Below are 22114 nucleotides of genomic sequence, written 5' to 3'. Positions count from 1 at the left end.
CGTTCTAAACCCAGCTCGCGTACCGCTTTAATGGGCGAACAGCCCAACCCTTGGGACCGACTCCAGCCCCAGGATGCGACGAGCCGAGCCCCTGGCCTCCGCTCACGGGGACGACTCGGAGGTGGTGGGGACGACGAAGGCCCGGATGCGTCGCATCCGGGCCTTGTGTCAGGGAGCGATACGCACGCGGCGGGGCACTCCCTGGGGAACTCGAAGGGCGCTCAGCGCACCACGACGGCGAGCACGTCGCGCGCCGACAGCACGAGGAACTCGTCGGCGCCGAACTTCACCTCGGTGCCGCCGTACTTGCTGTAGAGCACGCGGTCGCCGACGTTGACGTCGAGCGGGACGCGGTTGCCGTTGTCATCGATGCGACCGGGGCCCACGGCCACGACCTCGCCCTCCTGGGGCTTCTCCTTGGCGGTGTCGGGGATGACCAGGCCACTCGCGGTGGTCTGCTCGGCCTCGACCTGCTTGATGACGATGCGGTCCTCGAGCGGCTTGATGGAAACCGACACGGTCTACCTCTTTCTTGACGGTTCAAGACTGATTAGCACCCTCAGCCTGAGAGTGCTAACGACAGTCTAGGCACATCGCTGGCACTCCCGCAATCAGAGTGCCAGCCCATGCGCCGCCGATCACACGGGTTGTCGCCGTCCCACCCCGCGAGCGCGCGGGTTGTTGCCGGGAACACGGGTTGTTGACGCGGGGATCCCGTGCGCTCGGCAGGATCCGGTGCACTCGTGGCAGGATCCGGTGCACTCCGCAGGAACCCGTGCACTCGTGGCAGGATCCGGTGCACTCGTGGCAGGTTCCCGTGCACACAGCAGGAACCCGCGCGCGGGGGCGCCCGCACCCGCGCGCCCCGACAACGGGTGCCGCGACGGAGCGCGCCGCGACGTCGATAGCCTGGAGCGCGTGGACATGAGCGAACTGCGGATCCTGCTGACGCCCGAGGCGCTGCGGATGCTCGACGCCCTCGGACCCATCGCGACCACGGATGCCGCCGCCCGCGCCGTCATGCGGCTGCGCGCCGAGGGGCACTCCCCCGAGTTCGTCTCCGCAGTCGTCGGCCAGGCGCGGTTGCGCACGAGGGCGACGGCGAAGTTCGGGGGGTTCGCCGACCGGATGCTCTTCACCCGCGCCGGCCTCGAGCAGGCCACGCGGCTCGGCGTCGCCGCGCGGCACGCCGGCCGGATGCGCGCCGCCGGGATCACCCACGTGTCGGACCTCGGCTGCGGGATCGGCGGGGATGCGCTGGCCTTCGCCGGCGCAGGGATCGGTGTCACGGCCGTCGACGCCGACGAGGTGACCGCGGCGCTGGCCGCCTACAACCTCGCCCCGTTCGGATCCGACGCCGAGGTGCGTCACGGGTTCGCGGAGGATCACGCGCCCGTCCCTTCCACCGGCTCGGAGACCGGACCCACGGCCGTGTGGCTGGATCCGGCCCGGCGCACGGCGGGGCACTCCGAGACCCGTCGCGTCGCCGCCGACGACTACTCCCCCTCGCTGGACTGGGCGTTCGCGCTCGCGGAGCGGATCCCCGCCGGCATCAAGCTCGGGCCCGCGCACGATCGTGACGCGATCCCCGCCGATGTCGAGGCGCAGTGGGTCAGCGCCGACGGCGACGTGGTCGAGCTCGTGCTGTGGTCCGGTGTGCTCGCGCGCGCGGGCGTGCGACGTGCGGCCCTGGTGATCCGGGGCGACCGGGCGCATGAGCTGACCGCGCCCGCCGACACCGAGGACGCCGAGGTGCGCGAGCTCGGCGCGTACGTGCACGAACCCGACGGCGCCGTGATCCGCGCCCGGCTGATCGGGGACCTCGCCCGCCGACTCGACGCCGGGATGCTGGATCCGCACATCGCCTACCTGACCTCCGACGCCCCCGCCGACAGCCCCTTCGCGGCGTCCTTCCGCGTGCGCGAGGTGCTGCCGATGAATCCGAAGGCGATCTCGACGGCGCTGAAGAAGGCCGGGATCGGTCGCCTGGAGATCAAGAAGCGCGGCGTGGACGTGGATCCGGCCGCATTCCGCAAGAAGCTGACGCTCCGCGGATCGGCCGAGGCGACCCTGATCCTCGTGCGCGTGGGAGACAAGCGCCACGCGATCCTCGCGGACCGGGTCTGAGCGCGGTCAGGCCGCCGGCTTGAGGCCGAACGGCGGCGTGGGCCTCGGATCCGGGTCGGCGGTGATCACGAGATAGGACGAGAAGCCGGTCCAGTACTCGAGCCGGTAGGCGCCGTGCGCATCGGTCGCCGGCAGATCGAGGGCGAGGGTGGGCGGAGCCTCATCCGTCCCGAAACGGGACGGCGACGGGGCGGAGAGCTGCTGTCCGCAGTCCTTGTACGTCTCCCCGTCCTCCACGACGAGGCAGAGATCGCCCTGGTCCCGGTAGCCGATCCAGACGGGGACCCCGCTCATGCGGCCGGCGATCATCGTCGACCTGAATCCGTTCTCGGCCGTGATGCGCTTCCACATCTCGGTCTCCGCGGGGCTCAGCCCGGGGTCGGGATTCGCCGCGAAGGACCAGTGCTGGAGAGACCCCAGGGGCGCCCCCGTCCCGCTCAGCGTGACGGCGCCCTGATCGCCGGCCACGTTGCCGTCCGCACCGGGCTTGCTCTGGCTCACCACATCGAGCGGTTGCTCGCGAATCGCTCGTCGCGGCAGGCAGTTGTGCTGCGGCGGGGACCCCTTGACGTCGATGATCGCGCAGAGGAGGTCACCGCGGGACTGCGTCGCGTACCAGAGCAGCGCATGGTCGGAGCGGGCCAGCAGGGCGAGGGATCCGGGGTCGAAGTCGGCGCGCTCTGCGACCTTGTCCCGGCGTTCGCCTTCGCCCGCTCTCAACGCCAGTCCGACATCCGGCGGCCGCGGGATCGCGACGCCGATCAGGACTCCGACCAGGAGCAGGACGATCAGGCCGCCGACGAGGTAGCGCGGGCGTCTCCAGCGACCCGACGCGAGCCAGGCCGAGACCTCGGCGCGGAGTCGGCCGATCGGCGTCCGCGGTGCCTTCTCGGGAGTCGCCGGCACCGCGGGAGCCGCGGGCATCGCGGGGGCCCCGTCCGGGACGAGGGTCGCGGCGAACCCGGGCTCCGGGAGCGAAGCGGCCCGCACCACGGGCGGGGACCCTTCGTGAGCCTCAGGGACCGGGGCAGACGTTTCAGGGGTCGAGGCGGGCTCCGGGATCGAATCGCGTCCGGTGGCGTCCTCGCGGCGCAGCTCCGACAGGCGCGCGGCCTCGGCCTCGCTCAGCCCGGATCCGTCCCTCCCGAAGGCACGGCGCTCCAACTCGCGCCGCTCTTCGTCCTCCGACGGATCCCTCATGCCGCTACCCGAACCAGCCGAACCGGTATCCGGCCCAGACGAGCCATCCCGCGCTGTAGAGGGTCGCCACGGCCCCGAGCACGAGCGCCCAGACGGCGACGGCGCGGCTCTCCCCCGACCGGCGCAACGACATGATCGCGGCGATCACCGAGACGATCGCGACCGGGATCCCCCAGCCGACGAACAGGGAGGCGAACAGCGCGACGATCGCCGACAGCAGCGCCCACGGCGCGAGCCGGGGCTCGGCGGAGGAGCGCACCGGCGCCGCGGTGCCGTCCGTGGGGTGCCACTCCTCGTGCACCACCGCCGCGCCGTCGCGGTCGAGCTCCAGGTCCTCCGGCTCCAGCCCGCCGTCCAGCTGCGGGCCGCTCTCCATCCCCACGGGCACCGGCGCCGTCGGCAGCCGCGTGTAGCGCTTCGGGTCCTTCCCGTCCGCGGTCGACATCATCCGGCCCCGCTGCCCGCGTGGACGGGGACGCCGGCGGCGTCCTCCGCGACCTGGATCTCGGTCACGGGCAGCGTCGAGTCGGCGCCGAACGCGAGCGTGGAGGGGCGCCGGCCGGAGGAGATGAGCTCGGCCGCGAGCCCGGCGATCATGGCGCCGTTGTCGGTGCACAGCGACAGCGGCGGGATCCGCACCGTGACCCCCGCCTCGGCGGCGCGGGCGAGTGCGATCTCGCGCAGCCGGCGGTTCGCGATCACGCCGCCGCCGAGCAGCAGCCGCGGCACGCCCCGGTCGGTGCAAGCGGCGAGCGCCTTGGTGACGAGCACGTCGACCACGGCCTCGCGGAAGCTCGCCGCGACGTCGGCGACCGGGATCTCGGAGCCCGCGGCCTGCTCGCGCTCGATCCAGCGGGCGACCGCGGTCTTCAGACCGGAGAAGGAGAAGTCGTAGCGGTGCTTCTCCAGATCCGACGCACGGGAAAGCCCGCGCGGGAACCGGATCGCCGCCGGATCGCCGCCCGCGGCGGCCCTGTCGATCTCGGGCCCGCCGGGATAGGGCAGGCCGAGGATCCGGGCGACCTTGTCGAAGGCCTCACCGGCGGCGTCGTCGACCGTTTCGCCGAGCAGCTCGACATCGGTCGTGAGGTCGCGCACGTGCAGGAGCGAGGTGTGCCCGCCCGAGACCAGCAGCGCGATCGTGGGGTATTCCAGGGGCACGGAGTCGGGGGTGAGGATGTCGGCCGCGATATGCCCGACGAGGTGGTTCACGGCGTACAGCGGCTTGCCGAGCGACACCGCCAGCCCCTTCGCCGCGCCGATGCCGACCATGAGCGCGCCCGCAAGGCCCGGCCCGCTCGTCACCGCGACGGCGTCGAGGTCTTCGAGCCGCACCTGCGCCTCGGCGAGCGCGCGCTCGATGGCCGGCTGCATCTCCTCCAGGTGCGCCCGCGCGGCGACCTCCGGCACCACGCCGCCGTAGCGCGCGTGCTCGTCCATGCTCGAGGCGATCGTGTTGGACAGCAGGGTGCGCCCGCGGACGATCCCGATCCCGGTCTCGTCGCAGCTCGTCTCGATCCCGAGCACGAGAGGCTGGTCAGTCATCGGATCCCTTCACGTCTGCAGGATTCCTGACATTCTGCAGGACGGATCCGGTCGGATCCTCCTCAGAACCGGCGTTCGTCCTGCCGTCTTGCACGCTCGCATCCGCCACCGCGGGCCCCCGGGACGTCCACGCGCGGAGATCGAGCCTCATGATCACGGCGTCCACGTCGTCGGGCTGGTAGTAGCCGGCGCGGCGGCCGATCTCGGCGAACCCCTCGGAGAGGTACAGCCCCTGGGCCACCGGGTTGTCGGCGCGCACCTCGAGGAACACCTCATGAGCGCCGCGCTCCGCCGCCTCGGCGAGCAGCGCGCGCAGCAGCGCCCTGCCCCGACCGGACCCGCGGTGCGCGGCATCGAGGGCGATGGTCTGGATGTCGCTGTCGGCGGATCCGCGCAGCGCCCGCACGCCCCCGTAGCCGACGACGACCTCGCCGCCCGCGCTCTGCGCGCCGGAATCGGCCACCGGCTCCACGTCGACGAGGTAGCGTCCGTGCGGGCTCGACAGCTCGGCCGCCATCAGCTCCGCGCTCCACGCGTCGGTCGGGAAGGAGCGCCGTTCGATGAGCATGATCGCGTCGAGGTCGGCGGCGGTCGCCGCGCGGATCACAGCCCGACCCTCTTGGGCGCCGCCGGGACGCGTGCGTCCGGAGGGCGCAGGTAGAGCGGCTCGGATCCGGTGAGGGTGCGTCCTGCCGCGACGGCGCGGCGGGCGATGCGCGCGACAGCGGCGCCCGAGATCGCGGTGACCTCGATGCGGCGCAGCGCGCCGAGCTTGCGGTCGACGTCGGCCTGCGGCACGAGCACCGTGTCGACGACCGCGTGCGGGATGCCGTCGACGTCGATTCCCTCGTACACGGTCACCGCGGTCTCGCGGCGGCGGGCGTCGGTGAGGATCGCGAACGGCTCAGCGGGGGCATCGGCCTCGATGACCTCGAGGGCCGCGGCATGGTGGCTGGGCACGGCGATGACGGGGACCCCGCGGCCGAGGGCGAACGCGCGTGCGGCGGAGATCCCGATCCGCAGCCCCGTGAACGGGCCGGGCCCCATCCCTGCGGCGACGTGCGTGAGCGGATCCGGATCCGCGTCGGCCCCCGCAGACGGCGCGACACCGGCAGCGACACCGGCAGACGGCGCAGCGGCCAGCACCTGCTCCAGCAGGGATCCGATCGCCTCCGCGTGCCCGAGGCGACCAGTCTGCGACACGTCGGCGAGGGTGCGCCCGTCCCGGCCGATCAGGCCGACGGCCGAGCCGAGTGAGGTGTCCACGCCGAGAATCACCCCTCCAGGTTAGCCGCGATGGTCCCAGCCCGGTCCCTGCGCGGGATCCGCCCCTGATTCCGCTCGTCAGCGTGCCGAGGCCCCGGCGCGCTCCCAGCGGTCGCCCCCGCGATCTTGCGCGAGGACCGCGGCGTCGGCGGCGGAGGCGGAGAGCGCGTCGAAGTCGTAGCCCGCGACCGCGGCTCCTGCCCAGCCGACGCTCGCCGACACGCGCACCGAGGCGCGAGGGCCCGAGTCCTCGATCGTGGAGACCTGCTGCAGCAGCACCCGCAGCTCGCGCCGCACGGACTCCTCGGTTCCGGGCAGCAGCGCCCGCACCTGCACGTCGGAGACCCGCTCGACGTCCGCCGCCGCAGGCAGCGCGCCGAGCACGTGCGCGTGGAACGCGTCCACGATGCTGGCGAACGCCGCGGCGCCGGACGCCTCCTGCAGGTCGGCCGGATCGTCCAGCCGGATGTCCAGCAGCGACCACGACGGATCCTGCAGCCGCTGTGCGCGGGCGAGACGGGCCCGCAGGGCCGTGCCGTCTCCCTCGGCGTGGCCGCCCCTGCCGCCACCGCGCAGCAGCGCCTCGCCGCGGGCGAGCAGCACGATCGTGATGGCGGCGCACTGACTGGTCAGCAGGATGCCGACGCCGTTGATGTCGCGGAGCATCCGGAGCTCGTCGCCGGGAGCGGATCCGATGCCCGTCACGCCGGCGACGATGCCGAACGCGGCGACGACGACGAACGCCGATGAAATCAGCGCCAGGGGCAGCACGACGTCCCGCGCGCTGATCCGCAGCCGGAACAGCTCCCACGCCGAGAGCCCTGCGAACACGGCCGCCGTGGAGAACACGATGCGGAACACCGTCGGATACGCGTCGGAGGTGCTGGCCGACGTGAGCAGCGCCGGGCCGATCGCGACGAACGCCACCGCGACCGCGGCCGGCCAGAGCGCACGCTTCCCCGCGTAGTAGCGGATGCCGAGCCACAGCAGCGGTTCGAAGCTCACGATCAGGCCGGAGGACAGCGCGCGCAGCGGGGCGCTGTCGAACTGGTTGGCCGCCACCCACACGTAGGTCGCGAGCATCGCGACGCCGAACCCGACCGACCAGGTGATGGTGGCCCTGCTGGGGCGCGGCATGAGCGCCAGGCCGAACACCAGCGCAGCGGACAGGGTCACGAGCGCGACGAGCGTCACGGACGTGTTCACGGTGATGCCCACGGGGGCGGTGAGCGGGATCATGCGTCGTTCCTCTCGGGGCGCCGCGGCAGGAGAACGCGCATGCGCGTGCCCTCGCCGAGCCTGCTGCTGACGTCGATGGCGCCGTGGTGGGCGGTCACGATGTCCCGGACGGCGACGAGTCCGAGGCCCGTCCCCGGCACGCCGCTGCGCTCTGCCCGTTCGCCGCGGAAGTAGGGCTGGAAGAGCTGCTCCACGTCGGCGGGCGCCATGCCGGATCCGGTGTCCTGCACGACGACCTCCGCCCTGGCATCGTCGGCGACGCCGAGCGAGACCAGGATGGATCCGCCCGCCGCGGTGTACTTGACCGCGTTGCTGAGCAGGTTGTCGATCACCTGCCGCAGGCGGAACGCGTCCCCGTAGATGAGCAGCGTCGACGCGCCCGCCATGTCGACCCGCAGCCGGTTCGCCGTCGCGGTGGGCAGGAACGAGGACACCGACGCCTGGACCAGAGCGTGCAGGTCGACCGGTTCGGACAGCACGCGCGGGCGAGGCCGGGACACGTCCAGCGCCGTCGTCACCAGATCCTGCATGCGTTCCGCGGCGCCCGCGACCACGCTCAGCTGGTCGGCCGCTCGGGCCGGCAGATCGTCGCGCTCGAGCAGCAGATCGACGTGCCCGACGATGGCGGTGAGCGGATTGCGCAGCTCATGCGTGAGGATCGCCGACATCAGCCGGCGCTCCTCGGCGGCCGCGAGCCGGGCGGTCACGTCATCGATCTTCACCAGGACGACGGCGCCCTGGTCGGCGTCGCTCGCGATCGGCTGCGTGCCGACCTCGAGCGCCCGCCACTCGCCGTCCACGCTGTAGAGCCACACCCGCTCCCCGGAGAGGTGCTCGCCGCGCGCGGCCCTGGACAGCACGGTCCCCTCGACCGGGATCGGCTCCCCCTCCCGGTCGTCGTACTCCACGGCGAGCGCAGGCAGCGCGAGACCGTCGGCATCCAGACCGTACAGGCGCCGGTACGCGTCGTTCATCTTCAGGATCACTCCGTCCTCACCGACGGCGGCGAGCGCGGTGTCCAGCGCGTCGATGATCTGGGTGACCCGGCGCTCGTGCGTCTCGGCCCGCCGCGCCACGCGGTCGATCTGCTCGGATCGGCGCCGCAGCAGGCGGCGGGAGGCGCGCGAGCGACGCACCCCGATCCGGATCGTGGTGCCGAGGAAACCGAGTCCGAACGCCGTGATGAGCACGCGCAGCACCACGTCCGAGATCAGGCCGGTCTGGTTCGCGACGGTGAACAGGAACACCGTGATGAGAGCGATGCCGCCGAACACCGCGATCATCGAGTAGTAGGTGGCGATCCAGGTGATGGGGATCACCCAGAGGAACCCGAGGCGGATGTCGGGGGCCTGCGTCGTGAGGCCGATCGCGCAGATGTCGATCATCGGCACCGCGAGTATCCCCGCCGGCGGGATGCGGTCCCACGGCAGCACCAGCACCACAGCCGTGGTCAGCACCGACAGCGCGAGTCCGGCGGTGAAGAGCGGGGTCGCGAAGATGGTCGGCTTGAGCGCTGCCACGAGCACCGCGACCGCGACCGTGGTGCTGACGAAGATGAGCTGCCAACGCCAGATCGACGCCCTGCGGGACATGCCGATCCCCTCTCCTGCGTGGCGTGGAGCCGGTTGCGGGACGCATCGCCCGGACCCGGCCGCGCCGGGTGGCTCAACGCTTCCGCAAGGTTATCCAAAGAAGCGCCGAAGGCCCTTCAACGGATATATCGCGCCGCCTAGCATCGCAGCAACGAAGGTCCCCCACTGACCGGATCCCCCTTCCGCGGCGGATCCGCACGACGCCATCGACGGGCAGAAAGCGAGCGTGCTGCGATGACCGGCCCCTCTGCATCCCCGTCCGGCGGGCACCCGTCCGTCTGGCGCGTGCTGGTGGGTCTGCTCGTCGCCCTCACCGTCGCGACCGGCATCATCGTGGTCCCGTGGCTCCTCCTCCGCGACGAGGCGGCGCCCGGCGCCACCGCGGGCCCCCGGTGGTTCGGCGGCTACTACGACGTCTCGGCGGCGCACCCGGCCGAGGCCGCCCTGGCCGGCGCGGGCTCCGACCCCCTCGTGCTCGCGTTCGTCACCGCCGGGCCCGGCGGGGCGTGCAGCCCGACCTGGGGCGGGGTCTACTCGCTCGCCGAGGCGAGCCGCGTGCTGGACCTGGACCACCGGATCGCCCGGAAGCGCGAAGCGGGCAGCGCCGTGACGGTGTCGTTCGGCGGCGCCAGGGGCACCGAACTCGCGAGCGCCTGCGGAACGGTCGGCGACCTGATCGGCGCCTACGCAAGGGTGCTCGAGCGCTACACGATCACGGCGGTCGACCTCGATCTGGAGAACGCGGCGCTCGGCGACGTCGTCGCAGGGGACCGCCGAGCGGCTGCCATCGCAGGCCTGCAGGGGCGAGCGCGCGCGAAGGGCTCGGATCTCTCGGTCTGGCTCACGCTCCCCTCGGACCAGGATGGTCTCGGCACCGACGGGCTGCGCGCGATCCGCCAGCTGCTGCAGGCGGGCGTGCGGCTCTCCGGGATCAACGCGATGACGATGGACTACGGCGCACCGCTCGCAGACCGGTCGATGGCCGGCGCCGCGATCACGGCTCTCACCGCCGTGCACGATCAGCTCGGCCGGCTCTACGACGATCTGCACCTCGCCCTTCCTGCAGGCGGCGCGTGGACGATCATGGGCGCGACCCCGATGATCGGGCAGAACGACGTGCCCGACGAGGTGTTCGCCCTCGACGACGCGGCGACGCTGAACGCCTTCGCTCAGAAGCAGCGCCTCGCCCGCATCTCGATGTGGTCGCTCAACCGCGACCGCGCCTGCGGGGCCGACGCCCCCGATACGCGCACCGCCTCTGATTCCTGCAGCGGCATCGCGCAGAGCGAGGCCGCCTTCGCCGCCGTGCTGGGGCGCGGGTTCGCCGCCGCCCCCGCGCTCACCGGGAGTCCCGCACCGACCGCGCCCGCGACGGGCGAGGCGACGGCGCCGTTCACGGGCTCGCCGGCGCCGCCGCCGCCGGCATCGACCCCCGCTCCGACCAGGGACCCGTAACCGGGACGGAGCGGGTGGCGCCTCGGGACAAGGCGCCACCCCGCTCCCGGGACCCTGCCCGGGAGCGGGACCGGACACCGATGGGGGAGTCGGTGCCGGTATGCGGAGGCCGGGTGCCGATCGGGATCGGCACCCGGGACTCCCGCGGGATGCACGGGGCCGGCCCGTGCACACACAGGGCGATGAAACGGATCGCCGACGGGGCGCCGAGCGGGGGCTCGGCGCCCTGCCCGTCCGCCCTGGCGGGGCCGGTCGGCTCTGCGCGAGCGCGCCGTCAGCTCTGGGCGGGTGCGCCGTCCGTGTGCGCGGTGAGGCGGTAGCCCACGCCGCGCACGGTCTCGATGTACCGCGGCTCGGCGGTGCTGTCGCCGATCTTGCGGCGCAGGTTCGCCATGTGCGCCTCGATCGCCCGCTTGTCGGGTTCGCCCACGTACGACGCGGATCCGAAGGCCTCCCCGCGCAGCACGAGCGCCAGATCCTCCTTGCTGCGCACACGGCGCTTGGACTCGAGCAGGGTGGCGAGCAGGTCGAACTCGGTGGGGGTCAGCTCGACCTCCCGTTGCGCCACGAGCACGGTGTGCGTGACCGGGTCCAGGCTGATGTCGCGATGCGCATGCCATCCCGCGGTGCCGATCGTCGGGATCGCGGCCGTCGCGGAGGGATTGCGTGCGGGCATCGGCTGTCCTTCGGCAGAGGCGTTGGACTCCGGTGCGGAGCTCGCCGCGCGCAGCGGCTCCCCGGCGCCCCCGCCGGCCGGCCCCGTGCCGACGGGGCGGGTGTTGCGGGGGCGGCGCAACAGCGCCTCGATGCGCGCGCGGAGCTCGCGCGGACGGAACGGCTTGACGAGGTACTCGTCGGCGCCGGAGGTGAGGCCCAGCACGACGTCGGACTCCTCACCGAGCGCCGACAGCATGATGATGAACGTCGCGCTGACCGCGCGGATCCGCCGGGCGGCCTCGAAGCCGTCGATCCCGGGCAGGTTGATGTCGAGGGTCGTGATGATCGGCTCGTGCGCGGCGACCGCGGCCACGCCCTCGAGGCCCGTTCCCGCGAGCACCGTGCGGAAGCCGGCGGCACGGAACACCTCGTCCAGCAGCGAGCGGACATCCGGATCGTCCTCGATGATGACCGCGGTCCTCGTGTCGTCTTCGCTCATACTCTTCCCTGCGCTTCGGTCGTCTGCATCATACCGATATGCCTGCAACGCGATACCACGTGGGACCTCGGCCGTGCCGGCGGCGGTCAGCGGACTCGGCCGGCGGCGGTCGCGCGGGCGTTTCAGCGGGCGGTTGCGCGGGCGATCGTGACGACGCGCGGAGCATCGGCGTCGAGGTGCTCGGGCGCGGTGTCGTCGGCGTCCGCGCCGACCGGACGTTCGAGCTCGATGTCCCACCAGACGTCGGCGAGCTCCTCGGCCATCCCGCGCCCCCACTCGACCACGACGACGGATCCCGGCACGTCGACGTCGAGGTCGTCCAGCTCCGCAGCGGATCCGAGCCGGTACGCGTCCATGTGCACGAGCGGCGCTCCCCCGACCAGCGACGGGTGGGTGCGGGCGATCACGAACGTCGGGCTCTGCACGGGTCCGCGCACGCCGAGTCCTTCCGCGAGCCCGCGCGTGAACGTGGTCTTCCCCGCGCCGAGCGGTCCGGTGAGGATCAGGACGTCGCCGGCGACGAGGTCGGATCCGATCCGGCGGCCGAGCTCCTCCATCGCCTCGGAGGTGCGGATCTCGTGCCGGCCGGCCAGGTCGTCGAGCGCGGTCACGACACGCTCCGGCGGGGCACGCGCGGGCCGATCCTCGTCACGATCTCGTAGTTGATGGTGCCGGCGGCCTCGCCCCAGTCCGCCGCCGAGGGCAGCCCGAGCGTGGGATCGCCGAACAGCACGACCTCATCGCCCACGGCGACCTCCTCGTCGCCGACGTCGACGAGGAACTGGTCCATCGCGATGCGTCCGGCGACCGTGAAACGGCGTCCGCCGATCTGCACCGGACCGCGGCTCGACGCGCTGCGCGGCACCCCGTCCGCGTAGCCGAGCGGGATGAGGGCGAGCGTGGTCTCGGCCTCCGTGCGGTGCGTGTAGCCGTAGGAGACGCCTGTGCCGGCGGGCACCCTGCGCACCGCAGCGACGGCGCCGCGCAGGGTCATCGCCGGGCGCAGCCCGAGATCGGCCGAGCTGCGGTCCTCGAACGGGCTGAGCCCGTACAGCCCGATGCCGATGCGCACCGCGTCGAGCCGGGTCTGCGGCAGGTCGATGGCCGCGGCGGTCGCGGCGATGTGGCGCACCTCCGGGGCGATGCCGAGCGCGGCCGCCTCGGCGCACGCCGTCTCGAAGGCGGAGAGCGCGGCCAGGTCGTCCTCGGGCGACGTGTTGGACACGTGGCTGAACAGGCCGACGATGTGCAGGCGCCCGATCCGTTCCAGGCGCGCCGCCTCCGCCAGCAGCCGGGAACGGTCGTCCGGGGCGATGCCGTTGCGGCTCAGTCCCGTCTCGAACTTGAGGTGTACCCGGACCGGATCCGACCCGCGGCTCGCCTCGGCCGCAGCGAGAAGCTGATCGAAGCTCGAGATGCCCAGATCGATGCCCGCTTCGGCCGCGTCGTCGAACCGCCGGCCGGGGGCGTGCAGCCAGGCCAGTATTCGCGCGTTGACGCCCTCGCGGCGCAGCGCGAGACCCTCCTCGACCGTGGCGACGCCGAGGCTGGTCGCCCCGCCCGCGAGCGCGGCGACAGCGGCCGCGGCGGCGCCGTGCCCGTAGGCGTTCGCCTTCACGACGCCGATCACGTCGACGCCGGTGAGCCGGCGCAGGTGCCGGGTGTTGTCGCTGATCGCGTCGAGGTCGATCGTCGCCTCGCGGAACGGCGCGGTCATGCCCGCCCCTCCCCTGCGACGCGGTCCGCGGCCGGCGGATCCGGTCGAAGCCCCCCTGCAGCATCCGCGCCCCCGCTGAGGTGCGCACCTGCGAGGGGGTCCCGACGCTCAGAGGGGGCGTCGACGGATCCGGGTCCCGCAAGCCCCGCCTCGGACCCGCGGGACTCCGCCACCACGTACGCGGAGGCGAGCCCCGCATCGTGCGTGAGCGAGAGGTGCAGTGTGGTGATGCCGCGCTCGGCCACGGCGGCAGCGGTGCTGCCGCTCAGCACGAAGTACGGCCGGCCCGAGGGCTCGGACGCGATCTCGATCTCGGTCCAGTGCACCCCGTCGGATCCGCCCAGCGCCTTGATCAGCGCTTCCTTCGCCGCGTATCGCGCAGCGAGCGACGGCAGCCGCAGCGCCTGCTCCGACGGCGCGAACAGCCGCTGCATGAGCCGCGGTGTGCGGGCGACGGTCCGCTCGAATCGCGGGATGTCCACGAGGTCGATGCCGGTGCCGATGATCACCGATTCAGCCTACCGGGCGGGATCCGCAGGGCCCGGATCCACCGGCGGTCCACCTCGGCTCGTGTGGACCGGTCCGCCCGTCACGCCCCGATGCAGCCACCGGCAGGATCCGCGAACTCACCGGATCCTGCCGAATGCACCGCCTCTTCACGCCAACAACCCGTGCACTCGACACGTACCCGCGCACTCGGCGCGGACGCACCTCGACGAGACGAAACCCCAGAAGCCCGGCGTCACTCCACCGTGACGGACTTGGCCAGGTTGCGGGGCTGGTCGACGTCGAGGCCCTTCGCGGTGGCGAGCGCCATCGCGAAGATCTGCAACGGGACGACCGCGAGGATCGGCTCGAACAGGGCACCGGCGAGCGGGATCCGGATGACCTCGTCGGCGAACGGCAGCACGGCCGCGTCGCCCTCCTCCGCGATCACGATCACGCGGGCGCCTCGCGCACGGATCTCCTGGATGTTGGAGACGACCTTGGCGTGCAGCAGGGCGGAGTGCCGCGGCGACGGCACGAGCACGAACACCGGCTGGCCGGGCTCGATCAGGGCGATCGGACCGTGCTTGAGCTCGCCGGCGGCGAAGCCCTCGGCGTGGATGTAGGAGATCTCCTTGAGCTTGAGCGCGCCCTCGAGCGCGATCGGGTAGCCCACGTGGCGTCCGAGGAACAGCACGGAGCGGGTGTCGGCCATCCAGCCCGCGAGCTGCGTGACGTGCGCCTGCTCCTCGGCGAGCACCTCGGCGATCTTCGCGGGCAGCGCGTCGAGGTCGGCCACGGCGGACGCGCCGTCGGCGGCCGAGAGCGTCCCGCGCACCCGGCCCGCGTGCAGGCCGAGCAGCAGCAGCGCGGTGATCTGCGCGACGAACGCCTTGGTCGACGCGACCGCGACCTCGGGGCCGGCGTGCGTGTAGACGACGGCATCCGACTCGCGCGGGATGGTCGCGCCCTGCGTGTTGCAGATCGACAGGGTGCGCGCGCCGCGCTCGCGGGCGTACTTGACCGCCATGAGCGTGTCCATGGTCTCGCCGGACTGGCTGATCGACACGACCAGCGTGTTCTCGCCGATCACCGGGTCGCGGTAGCGGAACTCGTGCGCGAGCTCGACGTCGACCGGCACGCGCGCCCACTGCTCGAGCGCGTACTTGCCGACCATACCCGCGTACGACGCGGTGCCGCAGGCGGTGATGATGATGCGGTCCACGCCGCGGAACAGGTCGTCGGATCCGTCCAGCTCCGGGATGACGACGGCGCCGTCTCGCACGCGGCCGCGGATCGTGTTCGCGACGGCCTCGGGTTCCTCGGCGACCTCCTTGGCCATGAAGCTCGGCCAGCCGCCCTTCTCAGCCGAGGTGGCGTCCCACGAGACCTCGAAGGGCTCCGGCGTGACGGGCACGCCGGCGAAGTCGGTGACGGTGACCTCGGAAGGCGTGATGGCGACGATCTCGTCCTGGCCGATCGCGAGCGCGCGACGGGTGTGCTCGACGAAGGCGGCGACGTCGGAGCCGAGGAAGTTCTCCCCGTCGCCGAGGCCGATCACGAGCGGCGAGTTGCGGCGCGCGGCGACGACGAGACCCGGCTCGTCCTGGTGCACCGCGAGCAGCGTGAAGGCGCCCTCGAGGCGGTTCACGACGGCGCGGAACGCCTCCTGGAGGTCGCCCGTGCGGCGGTACTCGCGGCCGATGAGGGCTGCGGCGACCTCGGTGTCGGTCTCGCTGCGGAACGTCACGCCCTCGGCCTCGAGCTCGGCGCGGAGCGGGGCGAAGTTCTCGATGATGCCGTTGTGGATGAGCGCCAGCTTGTCATCGTCCGCGAGATGCGGGTGCGCATTCGCATCGGTCGGGCCTCCGTGCGTGGCCCAGCGGGTGTGCCCGATCCCGGTACTGCCGTCGGCGAGCGCGGCATCGGCGAGTGAGTCGCGCAGCATCTGCAGCTTGCCGGCCTTCTTGCGCATGCCGAGGGATCCGGCCTCATCGATGACGGCGATGCCTGCCGAGTCGTACCCGCGGTACTCGAGGCGGGCGAGGCCCGCGAGCAGGATGTCCTGGCTGGGCCGCGGCCCCACGTATCCGACGATTCCGCACATGGATTCCAGGGTAAGGCCGCTATTTTGCGCGGGTTCCGTACGAATCTCGATGCGCGGTGCGGCACCACGACCCGCTCAACGCGCACACGTGCGGCGATCAGGCGCGTGCGCGATCAGCCGAGCGCCGATCGGCGCAGGACGCGAGGCGAGGGCAGTCCGGAAAGGGCGAACGCTCTGCGCATCCCTGCCGCGTCCGAGAATCCCGCATGCTCGGCGATCTCGGAGATCCCCAGCGGCGCGTAGTCGGCGTCCCTCATGAGCTCCCTTGCGAGCTCGACTCGGGTCCGGCGCAGTTCCTCCGCAGGAGTGCTGTTCTCGGCGGCGAACATCCTCTGCAGCTGCCGCACGGACAGGTGCATGTCCCGGGCGAGGGCGGCGACGCCGAAGTCGCGCTCCGCGCGGCGAACCAGCATGAGCGACCGCGCTCGGTCGATATCAGAGCCCTTGCGCCCTTCAACGGGGCGCGGGGCCGCCTCGACCAGAACGCTGAACACCATCTCGACGATCAGTCGCTCCACAAGGTAGTCCGTGTAGACGGTCGGTTCGGAGTGCTGAGTGAGCAGCGACGTCAGGAACGCCTGCAGCCCCCTGCCGATGATGCTCGCAGGGATCACCTCGCCCGGCGCACGCATACCCGACTCGATCTCATCGAGCGCGTCCCAGGGAGCCCAGGCGCACATCACCGTACCGGCGGCGATCGCCTCGATCTTCACGGTGCGATTCGGATGCAGGAAGCAGAGCGTCCCGGGAGCCACCTCGATGGGAACGCCATCGCCGCCGGTGACCTGGAGCGGCACCGCCGCGATGAGCAGCATGGCGACCTCATCACCATCCGCCGCCTGGGCGGACCAGCGCCACTCCGCTCTCGTGGAGAGCGCATGCTGTGTCGCCAGCACTCCGCGATAGCGCCGCGCGACGAGCGGATTCTCGCGTTCCGTCCCGAGAAGTCGCATCACCGCCGCGACGTCCTTGACGATCCCCATATGTGACCTCCCCAAAGGTCCGCAGGTGCAGCTCCCCAGCCACATGAACCCGCGTGTCGAACACTCTACGCGATGAAACGCGTCACCAAAAACATCGTTTCGGCGACATCCACTCCTGGATGCGAGCTGTCGAGCACCTGCTCGGACACGTTCTCAGCCCGCGGGCGGGCGTTCGCCGTGCAGACTCTCATAGATGTCGTCCACGAAGTCGCCGATCGCGGTCACCCCGACGACCGGCCCACCCGCCAGCATCCCGTCGGCGCCGAGCAGCACCGCCGTCGGGGTGAACCACTGGTCAGCGATCGAGGGCCCCACGTACCGGTGCACATCGTGCAAGGTCTGCGGCTCTTCGATCGAGGTGAGCCTGCTGGCCTCGGGCGCACTCTGGAGAAGAAAGCGCACGGAGACCTCCGGCAGCAGCGCCCGATATGCGTCGATGCTCTCGATCACCGGTGTGCAGGTGCCGCAGGTCTCCGAAACCGCCAGCATGAGGATGGGCGCCTGTCTCGAGAGGTCACGCAGCGTCACCGTCGTGCCGTCTGCGAGTTGAACGGGCACCGCGGGGGTGCGCGCACGCAAGTAGTCCTCGAGCTCGTCGGTTCCGGCGGACATCGCCTCTTCGGCGCGCACCTGCTCCCCCCGATCGCTCTCCGCGGGTCTCGACTCCTGAACCAGGATGAACGTCACGGCGACCGCCGCAAGAGCAAGGATCCACGGCCAGAATGCTGCGGCAAGGGCGAGGACTCCCCCGAACAGCGGAAGCGTCCCGATGGTCGCGACCGAGACGACCGCCAGCAGCGTCAGCCAGCCGTTGCGAAGCAAGGTCCGGCCGGTGATCCGGCGGCGCTCGCCGAAGCATGCGCACGAGGCGTCGGGGGTCTGCCGCCTTGCCCGCCACACCAGCACCAGGTAGGCGGCGAACAGCAGCACTGCGATCGCTGCGGAAACGATCCCGAGCCAGCCGCCGAACAACAGCAGTGCTGCAGCGAGCACCAGTTCGGCGATCGGATGCAGCCGGATAAGCCAGGCCTGGCGCAGCACGGCAGGAATGCCCAGTTCCGTCCAGCCGGCGGCATCATCGGGAGCGCGGAGCTTCGCGATCCCGCTGACGGCGAGCACGCCGACCAGAATGAGCGTCGACGACAGCGCCATCGCCGGCAGCATGAACATGTACAGAGCAGTCCCCATCCCGCAAGTATTCCAGGCGGCAGAGCCTGCGGGGGCCTTCCTGTGCCACGTTCACCGAACGAGCGCCGCAAAGCGAAGAGCGGCAGCCGCGCGCTAGAGCTTGCGGAGCAGCACGGACTCCACGGCGTGCGACGCGCCCTTGTTCAGCACGAGGGTCGCACGGTGCTTCGTCGGCATCACGTTCTCGATGAGGTTCGGCAGGTTGATCTCGTTCCAGTACCCCATGGCCGTGGTGACCGCCTCGTCGTCGGTGAGGTGCGCGAAGACGTTGAAGTAGGACGACGGGTTGGTGAACGCGCCCTGCCTCAGGGCGAGGAAGCGGTCCACATACCACTGCGCGATGTGGTCGAGCTCGGCGTCGACGAAGATCGAGAAGTCGAAGAGGTCGCTCACGGCGACGTCGTTCGGGGCGGGCGGCGGCTGCAGCACGTTGAGGCCCTCGACGATCACGACGTCCGGGCGGCGCACCACGACGTGCGCGTCGGGAACGATGTCGTAGCGGATGTGCGAGTAGAACGGGGCGCGCACCTCGTCCGCGCCGCTCTTCACCTTGGTGAGGAAATCGATCAGCGCACGGCGGTCATACGACTCCGGGAAGCCCTTCCGGTCCATGATCCCGCGCCGCTCGAGCTCGGCGTTGGGATAGAGGAAACCGTCCGTGGTGACCAGCTCGACGCGCGGGGTGCCCGGCCAGCGGCTCATGAGCTCCCGCAGGAGGCGGGCGATGGTCGACTTGCCCACGGCCACCGAGCCGGCCACGCCGACGATGAACGGCGTGGTGTCATCGGCTTCGCCGAGGAACTGGTTCGTGGCCTCGCCGAGGCGCTTGGTCGACGTCGCGTACAGGCTCAGCAGCCGGCTCAGCGGCAGATAGACCTCTTTGACCTCTGTGGGGTCCAGCCGGTCGCCGATGCCGCGGATCTCGACGACCTCGGTCTCGCTGAGCGGCTGATCGAGGTCGGCGGCGAGGCGCGCCCAGTCCGCACGATCGATGCGGCGGTACGGCGACAGCGGCGCGAGAGTGTCGGAGCTCACGCGCTCCATCGTATCGGCGCTGCTTCCCGTCACGTTCGCCGAGTATTCTTCCCCCGTGCGTCTCGGAGTGCTCGACATCGGATCCAACACCGTCCACCTGCTCGCGGCCGACGTGCATCCCGGTGGCCGACCGCTCGCCGCGACGAGCGATCGCACGGTGCTGCGGCTCATGCGATTCCTCACGCCGTCCGGCGCGATCGGCGAGGAGGGCGTGAAGGCCCTCGAAGCTGCGGTGCGGCAGGCGCGCACCGTGGCGACGCAGCAGCGCGTCGATGCACTGCTCGCCACGGCGACCAGTGCCGTGCGCGAGGCGGCGAACGGCGCCGAGGTCATCGCCCGCATCGAGGCCGCGCTCGGGCAGCCGCTGCAGGTGCTCGACGGCGAGACCGAGGCACGACTGACGTTCCTCGCCGTGCGACGCTGGTTCGGCTGGGCTGCGGGACAGATCCTGCTGTTCGACATCGGCGGCGGATCTTTCGAGATGGCCGCCGGGTCCGAGGAGCTCCCGGACATCGCCGCGTCGGTGCCGCTCGGCGCGGGGCGTTCGACTCTGATGTTCCTGCCCGAAGACCCGCCGGGCGAGGATGCTGTGGCGCGCCTGCGCGAGCATGCCGGTGACGTGTTCGCTCCCGTCGCGGCACGGTTCTCGGCGCTGCCGCGCCCGGACCACGTGGTCGGCTCGTCGAAGGCGATCCGTTCGCTGGCCCGTTTGGTCGGCTATCCCGCACCCGGTTGGTCGGGTTCCGAGCGAATGCTGTTGCCGCGCGCGGCGCTCGGTTCCTGGATCCCGCGCCTCGCGCGCCTGCCCGCCTCCGCACGACAGGAGCTGCCCGGCATCACGCCGGATCGCACATTCCAGATCGTGGCGGCCGCCGTCGTGCTGCACACCGCAATGACAGCGATGGATGTTGACGAACTGGAGGTCTCGCCGTGGGCCCTTCGCGAGGGCGTGCTGCTGCGCTACATCGAGGACCGCACGCGCGACGGCCGCGTCTGAGACCCCGCCCGCCCCGTCGACCGGATCCCTTACCCTGGTGTCATGGACGACGCGAGGGATCTGGGGACACCGCGCGGCACATCGCCGAGGCCGCTCACACGACGAGAGCTGCGGCAGCAGCGCGAGGCCGCCGCCATCGCCGAGGCCTCCGGCGCGCACATCGACCAGGCGGCACCCGTCGGCGGGCTGCCCTCGGCGCCGGGCGCTGCGGAGCGGCCCGTCGCACCGGACCAGCCGTCCCCCGCGTCGCAGCCCGACTCGGGTCCCGGATCCCCGCCGGTGCCGCCGGAGGATCCCGCACGCCCACCGGGTGGTGTCTCGTTCGGATCCCTCGCCGGGATGTTCGCCGCTCCCGCGGCGGAGGCCTCGCCGCGGCCCACCGTGCTGGCCGTCTGCACGGGCAACATCTGCCGCTCACCGCTCGCGGAGTCGCTGCTGCGCACCCGGCTCGCGGCGCTCGACCTCCGCGTGCACAGCGCCGGAACCCACGGCCTGGTCGGGCACGCGATGACGGATCCGGCACAGAGAATCGCCCACGACCTCGGCGTCGACGCCGCCGTCGCCGCCGCGCACCGCGCCCGGCTGCTCACGGAGCCGCTGCTCGATGACGCCGACCTCGTGCTCACGATGACGGCGGAACAGCGCGACTACGCGGTGCAGCTGCTGCCGCGTCGGCTGCACCGGGTCTTCCCCGTGCGGGAGTTCGCCCGACTCGCCCAGGGGGTCACGGACACCCAGGTGCGCGCGATCGCCGACGGCGCAGGATCGGATCCGCGTCAGCGGCTGGTGGCCGTGGTCGAGTCGATCGCCGGCCGCCGGGGCGGCTCCGCGCCCAAGGGCGAGGACGTCGTCGACCCCTACCGCCGCCCGTTCGAGGTGTACCAGGAATCGGCGGCGCAGCTGACGCCCGCCCTCGTCGAGGTGGAGCGCGTCATCCGGGCCGTCCTCGCCTAGACCGCCGCACCTGCGCGGGCGGGTCCGGGCAGCACCGGCACGGGGCGCGCGCCGTCCGGGCCGCGCGACACGGAGCGCCACAGTTCGACGTGATGCAGGCGGACCCGTCATACTGATCTGCAGGGGGCGGTACTTTGTCAGCACCTCACGTCCGAAAGGGCACATCCCCTCCGTGTCATCCCCTACGCGCCTGCTCGAGTCCCACCTGGGCCTCACGTCGCACCGTGCCGGATTGATCAGCGCCCGCGCCTTCCGCTCGATCTTCGTCACCGTGCATCGTCCGCAGCGCACGCACTGGACGTGGAAGGCCGAGCCCGCCGATCCGCACGCAGTCGTGCTGTTTCCCAGCGGCGAGGGGCCGGACGGATCCGCGTTGCCGATCGGGCGTTTCATGCCGCCTCATGCCGCCGAAACCATCGAGTGGAGCGGGTCGAACGACGTCGTCGCGGTGTGGGTGCCCGTCGACACCCTGCGGGACTTCATCCACGACGCCCCGCTGCGCCCGCTCGTGCTCCTTCCGACGCCGATGGTCCTCGCCTTCCGCGCCTTCACACTGGCCATCGCGCGCAACACCGAGGACACCACGTCGATCTCGCGCTACGCGATCGAGCGGCTGCTCGCGGAGATGGTGTTCGGCGCTCTGCTCGAGCTCTACTCCTCCGACCTGCCCGAGCGCGGACAGGCGCCGCTCGTGGACAGAGCGCGCTCGGCGATGCTGCTGCACCGCGAGGATCCGCAGTTCACGATCGCCGACCTCGCGACGGAGCTGCACGTGTCGCTGCGGCACCTGCAGCGGGGCTTCGCCAAGATCGGGACCACGCCGGGAGACGCCCTGCGCAAGGTTCGCGTGGAGTTCGCGGAGTCGCTGCTGCGGAACCCCGACTACGCCGTGCTCACGATAGAGGAGATCGCCGCGCACTCCGGATTCTCCAGCGCGCTGCAGCTGCGCCGCGCGCTCCGTGCGGACGGCCTGCCCTCACCGACCAGGATCCGCCCGTCCCGCTGAGCGTGCCGCGGTCCCCGCGCGCGCGGAGCGAGCCGCCGGGCACGGAGATCCGAGCGTCGAA

General features: G+C 71.9%; 20 protein-coding genes and 1 pseudogene. 5 read left to right on the top strand and 16 right to left on the bottom strand.

The annotated features are described in order from the left end of the window. Positions 1 to 221: 221 nt before the first annotated feature. Entirely contained in the window at positions 222 to 518 is a 297-nt protein-coding gene (gene groES, locus ACFC1J_RS06595) for a co-chaperone GroES (RefSeq protein WP_292720108.1), read from the bottom strand. A gap of 400 nt (positions 519 to 918) precedes the next feature. Between groES and ACFC1J_RS06590 the strand changes: the two genes are divergently transcribed. Beyond that, positions 919 to 2127: an SAM-dependent methyltransferase gene (locus ACFC1J_RS06590; protein WP_375903613.1), complete on the top strand. Its 1209-nt coding sequence runs from the start codon at positions 919 to 921 to the stop codon at positions 2125 to 2127. A gap of 6 nt (positions 2128 to 2133) precedes the next feature. On the opposite strand, the gene ACFC1J_RS06585 is transcribed toward ACFC1J_RS06590, so the two are convergent. The 7 genes from ACFC1J_RS06585 to ACFC1J_RS06555 all read right to left on the bottom strand — a co-directional run bounded on the left by ACFC1J_RS06585 (position 2134) and on the right by ACFC1J_RS06555 (position 8969). Continuing rightward, positions 2134 to 3327 carry a hypothetical protein gene (locus tag ACFC1J_RS06585; RefSeq protein WP_375903611.1) on the bottom strand — a complete coding sequence of 398 codons (1194 nt, stop codon included), beginning with the start codon at positions 3325 to 3327 and terminating at the stop codon, positions 2134 to 2136. A 4-nt stretch (positions 3328 to 3331) separates the two neighbouring features. Continuing rightward, positions 3332 to 3775 (bottom strand): hypothetical protein, encoded by a 444-nt coding sequence (locus tag ACFC1J_RS06580; protein WP_375903609.1) that lies wholly within the window; start codon positions 3773 to 3775, stop codon positions 3332 to 3334. Then, on the bottom strand, positions 3772 to 4872 hold the full coding sequence (gene tsaD / locus ACFC1J_RS06575; protein ID WP_375903607.1) for a tRNA (adenosine(37)-N6)-threonylcarbamoyltransferase complex transferase subunit TsaD: 1101 nt from the start codon (positions 4870 to 4872) through the stop codon (positions 3772 to 3774). Before tsaD ends, ACFC1J_RS06580 begins: the two co-directional genes overlap by 4 nt. Beyond that, positions 4865 to 5479 (bottom strand): ribosomal protein S18-alanine N-acetyltransferase, encoded by a 615-nt coding sequence (gene rimI, locus ACFC1J_RS06570; protein ID WP_375903605.1) that lies wholly within the window; start codon positions 5477 to 5479, stop codon positions 4865 to 4867. Before rimI ends, tsaD begins: the two co-directional genes overlap by 8 nt. Continuing rightward, positions 5476 to 6150 (bottom strand): tRNA (adenosine(37)-N6)-threonylcarbamoyltransferase complex dimerization subunit type 1 TsaB, encoded by a 675-nt coding sequence (tsaB, locus tag ACFC1J_RS06565; RefSeq protein ID WP_375903603.1) that lies wholly within the window; start codon positions 6148 to 6150, stop codon positions 5476 to 5478. Before tsaB ends, rimI begins: the two co-directional genes overlap by 4 nt. 66 nt (positions 6151 to 6216) lie before the next feature. After that, entirely contained in the window at positions 6217 to 7377 is a 1161-nt protein-coding gene (locus tag ACFC1J_RS06560; RefSeq protein WP_375903601.1) for a hypothetical protein, read from the bottom strand. After that, positions 7374 to 8969, bottom strand: a complete 1596-nt coding sequence (locus ACFC1J_RS06555) for an ATP-binding protein (RefSeq protein WP_375903599.1) — start codon at positions 8967 to 8969, stop codon at positions 7374 to 7376. The genes ACFC1J_RS06560 and ACFC1J_RS06555 overlap by 4 nt, the downstream gene beginning before the upstream one ends. A 234-nt stretch (positions 8970 to 9203) precedes the next feature. Between ACFC1J_RS06555 and ACFC1J_RS06550 the strand changes: the two genes are divergently transcribed. After that, positions 9204 to 10424, top strand: coding sequence for a chitinase (locus ACFC1J_RS06550; protein WP_375903597.1), 1221 nt, complete (start codon positions 9204 to 9206; stop codon positions 10422 to 10424). A 274-nt stretch (positions 10425 to 10698) separates the two neighbouring features. Here ACFC1J_RS06550 and ACFC1J_RS06545 read toward each other — a convergent pair whose 3' ends face one another. The 8 genes and pseudogenes from ACFC1J_RS06545 to coaA form a co-directional block, all read right to left on the bottom strand. After that, positions 10699 to 11580, bottom strand: coding sequence for a response regulator transcription factor (locus ACFC1J_RS06545; protein WP_375903595.1), 882 nt, complete (start codon positions 11578 to 11580; stop codon positions 10699 to 10701). Between the two features lie 122 nt (positions 11581 to 11702). Continuing rightward, complete coding sequence (gene tsaE, locus ACFC1J_RS06540) at positions 11703 to 12191, bottom strand: tRNA (adenosine(37)-N6)-threonylcarbamoyltransferase complex ATPase subunit type 1 TsaE (protein WP_375903593.1); 489 nt, start codon at positions 12189 to 12191, stop codon at positions 11703 to 11705. After that, on the bottom strand, positions 12188 to 13297 hold the full coding sequence (alr, locus tag ACFC1J_RS06535; RefSeq protein WP_375903591.1) for an alanine racemase: 1110 nt from the start codon (positions 13295 to 13297) through the stop codon (positions 12188 to 12190). The genes tsaE and alr overlap by 4 nt, the downstream gene beginning before the upstream one ends. A 161-nt stretch (positions 13298 to 13458) precedes the next feature. Then, positions 13459 to 13806, bottom strand: a pseudogene (locus ACFC1J_RS06530) (holo-ACP synthase); the annotation flags it as partial. 233 nt (positions 13807 to 14039) lie between these two features. After that, positions 14040 to 15890, bottom strand: a complete 1851-nt coding sequence (glmS, locus tag ACFC1J_RS06525) for a glutamine--fructose-6-phosphate transaminase (isomerizing) (RefSeq protein WP_375903589.1) — start codon at positions 15888 to 15890, stop codon at positions 14040 to 14042. Positions 15891 to 16003: 113 nt separating this feature from the next. After that, positions 16004 to 16873: a helix-turn-helix domain-containing protein gene (locus tag ACFC1J_RS06520; RefSeq protein WP_375903587.1), complete on the bottom strand. Its 870-nt coding sequence runs from the start codon at positions 16871 to 16873 to the stop codon at positions 16004 to 16006. A 153-nt stretch (positions 16874 to 17026) separates the two neighbouring features. Further along, on the bottom strand, positions 17027 to 18061 hold the full coding sequence (locus tag ACFC1J_RS06515; protein ID WP_375903585.1) for a MauE/DoxX family redox-associated membrane protein: 1035 nt from the start codon (positions 18059 to 18061) through the stop codon (positions 17027 to 17029). Positions 18062 to 18154: 93 nt separating this feature from the next. Then, complete coding sequence (coaA, locus tag ACFC1J_RS06510) at positions 18155 to 19105, bottom strand: type I pantothenate kinase (protein WP_375903649.1); 951 nt, start codon at positions 19103 to 19105, stop codon at positions 18155 to 18157. Positions 19106 to 19151: 46 nt separating this feature from the next. On the opposite strand from coaA, the gene ACFC1J_RS06505 reads away from it, so the two are divergent. The 3 genes from ACFC1J_RS06505 (at position 19152) to ACFC1J_RS06495 (ending at position 22053) form a co-directional block, all read left to right on the top strand. Continuing rightward, positions 19152 to 20093, top strand: a complete 942-nt coding sequence (locus ACFC1J_RS06505) for a Ppx/GppA phosphatase family protein (protein WP_375903583.1) — start codon at positions 19152 to 19154, stop codon at positions 20091 to 20093. 42 nt (positions 20094 to 20135) lie between these two features. Then, a complete protein-coding gene (locus ACFC1J_RS06500; RefSeq protein ID WP_375903581.1) occupies positions 20136 to 21047 on the top strand; it encodes a hypothetical protein in 912 nt (303 codons plus the stop codon). Between the two features lie 172 nt (positions 21048 to 21219). Next, positions 21220 to 22053 carry a helix-turn-helix domain-containing protein gene (locus ACFC1J_RS06495; RefSeq protein WP_375903579.1) on the top strand — a complete coding sequence of 278 codons (834 nt, stop codon included), beginning with the start codon at positions 21220 to 21222 and terminating at the stop codon, positions 22051 to 22053. Positions 22054 to 22114: the final 61 nt, after the last annotated feature.

Origin of the sequence: Microbacterium sp. NPDC056052, from assembly GCF_042266785.1 — a bacterium.
Lineage (GTDB): Bacteria > Actinomycetota > Actinomycetes > Actinomycetales > Microbacteriaceae > Microbacterium.
The sequence above is the reverse complement of the archived record's forward strand: the minus strand, read 5'-3'. Positions and strand labels throughout refer to the sequence as shown.

Excerpts from the sequence above, each read along its gene's own strand:
- alr (WP_375903591.1), bottom strand. The coding sequence starts at position 13,297 with ATGACCGCGCCGTTCCGCGAGGCGACGATCGACCTCGACGCGATCAGC.
- ACFC1J_RS06500 (WP_375903581.1), top strand. The coding sequence starts at position 20,136 with ATGGACGACGCGAGGGATCTGGGGACACCGCGCGGCACATCGCCGAGG.
- ACFC1J_RS06560 (WP_375903601.1), bottom strand. The coding sequence starts at position 7,377 with ATGATCCCGCTCACCGCCCCCGTGGGCATCACCGTGAACACGTCCGTG.
- ACFC1J_RS06550 (WP_375903597.1), top strand. The coding sequence starts at position 9,204 with ATGACCGGCCCCTCTGCATCCCCGTCCGGCGGGCACCCGTCCGTCTGG.
- ACFC1J_RS06515 (WP_375903585.1), bottom strand. The coding sequence starts at position 18,061 with ATGGGGACTGCTCTGTACATGTTCATGCTGCCGGCGATGGCGCTGTCG.
- tsaD (WP_375903607.1), bottom strand. The coding sequence starts at position 4,872 with ATGACTGACCAGCCTCTCGTGCTCGGGATCGAGACGAGCTGCGACGAG.
- ACFC1J_RS06545 (WP_375903595.1), bottom strand. The coding sequence starts at position 11,580 with ATGAGCGAAGACGACACGAGGACCGCGGTCATCATCGAGGACGATCCG.
- ACFC1J_RS06585 (WP_375903611.1), bottom strand. The coding sequence starts at position 3,327 with ATGAGGGATCCGTCGGAGGACGAAGAGCGGCGCGAGTTGGAGCGCCGT.
- ACFC1J_RS06520 (WP_375903587.1), bottom strand. The coding sequence starts at position 16,873 with ATGGGGATCGTCAAGGACGTCGCGGCGGTGATGCGACTTCTCGGGACG.
- ACFC1J_RS06555 (WP_375903599.1), bottom strand. The coding sequence starts at position 8,969 with ATGTCCCGCAGGGCGTCGATCTGGCGTTGGCAGCTCATCTTCGTCAGC.
- glmS (WP_375903589.1), bottom strand. The coding sequence starts at position 15,890 with ATGTGCGGAATCGTCGGATACGTGGGGCCGCGGCCCAGCCAGGACATC.
- ACFC1J_RS06580 (WP_375903609.1), bottom strand. The coding sequence starts at position 3,775 with ATGATGTCGACCGCGGACGGGAAGGACCCGAAGCGCTACACGCGGCTG.
- coaA (WP_375903649.1), bottom strand. The coding sequence starts at position 19,105 with ATGGAGCGCGTGAGCTCCGACACTCTCGCGCCGCTGTCGCCGTACCGC.